This window comes from Marinobacterium nitratireducens, assembly GCF_014645375.1.
Lineage (GTDB): Bacteria > Pseudomonadota > Gammaproteobacteria > Pseudomonadales > Balneatricaceae > Marinobacterium_A > Marinobacterium_A nitratireducens.
In genome coordinates, this window is record NZ_BMLT01000030.1 from 1 (window position 1) to 1,501 (window position 1,501).

1 protein-coding gene is annotated in these 1,501 nt (G+C 32.2%); it reads right to left on the reverse strand.

Annotated features, from left to right (window positions below):
* Positions 1 to 122 precede the first annotated feature (122 nt).
* Positions 123 to 1,322 (reverse strand): IS110-like element ISSep2 family transposase, encoded by a 1,200-nt coding sequence (locus IEX85_RS23855; protein WP_080280652.1) that lies wholly within the window; start codon positions 1,320 to 1,322, stop codon positions 123 to 125.
* Positions 1,323 to 1,501 lie beyond the last annotated feature (179 nt).

The following is a 1,501-nucleotide window of genomic DNA, read 5'->3' on the forward strand; positions in this document are numbered from 1 at the left end:
TGCCTCAGGCTCTTTCCTACGATTAGTCAAGTACTTATAATTAAAATAAGCATTACTTAACTAAACCGTTCATTTTAATTTTTTTGAATAAGGTGTTAAACTATATTTGATTGTACGTTTGGCTAATGTGGTGACATTTGATAATCGTACAATTTATGATTCATTACAAGATAATGAATTGTTTTTAATAATCGATTTATACAAGCAATGATGGCAGTCTTATGAGGTTTCTCATTAGGCTGCTTTCTTAGTTTGTAGTAATAATCGACGACATGATTGTCATAATGATGCTGCCCTCTTATTATATTCATAATCACCCAAAATAAAAGTTTTCTCGCTTTTTTATTACCACGCTTGTTGATGGTATCTCTACAGTGTGTATGACCTGATTGATATCGTTTGATATCAATGCCAACAAAAGCATTGAGTTGTTTATTTGATTTAAATCGCTTAATATCACCAATCTCCCCAATAATCATAGCTGTGCTTAGCTTACCAATACCAGGTATCGAATGAATATTTTCAAAATAATCGAGTTGTTGTGCTAATTGAATCATGGCATCATCTAATTGTTTGAGATGATGAATAGATTGTTTTAATTGTTGAATAAGTAAGCGTAATTTTTCGACTAGAAAGGAATGTCTATCGACATTAGGATAGCTTTCTTGAGCAATCACCCTTAATTGAAGTGCATATTTTGTAGCTTTATCCATTGACATTCCTTTATCTGTAGAATTGAATATATGTGTAATCAGTACATCCTTGTCGATATCAAGAACCATGTCTGGATGAGTAAAGATTTCTGCGATGTTGAGTGCAATGATTGAATATCGACTACTAAATAATCTTTCTAAACCAGGGAATGTTTGATGGAGTAATTCAAGGATCTGAAATTTAAGTCGATTTTGTTCATTCTCGATTTCTAGATGAAAACGGACGCGTTCTCTTAATTCAAAGAATATTAACTCATGTATAGGTAAGCTGCCTGTTTGTTTAAGCGTCGGTCCTAAACAAGCAAGCTTATGAGCATCTGCCTGATCAGTTTTCCATGATCTTAGAGCGCTCGTTTTAAATTTGGCTTCTAACGGATTCATTTGAATATAGTTAATTTGATTTACACAACAAAATCGTTCCATACCTCTTGAATAGATACCTGTAGATTCAAAAATGAGTTGTGGGTGGTCTAAGTCATTCAAATACTTGAGTAAATAATTGTAACCATTTTTATTATTTTGGATGAAAAACTCTTTTTGGAATTTTCCATTTTTATAATGTGCAACTACACTACTTCTTTTACTAATATCAACACCTAAGTAATCGATAAAAAAACCTCCTTTGAATAATTGAGAAGCTAAAAACTTTACTTAACCTTTCTCATTTCATTTTCCTATACACGGTTTCAAGAACCCAACATACTACAAACGAATTTCAAAAGGCGAGAGTAAAGCTGACTAGTTTTTTATACGGATTTAAAATCCAAGAGTCTGGACAGTCTACTTCT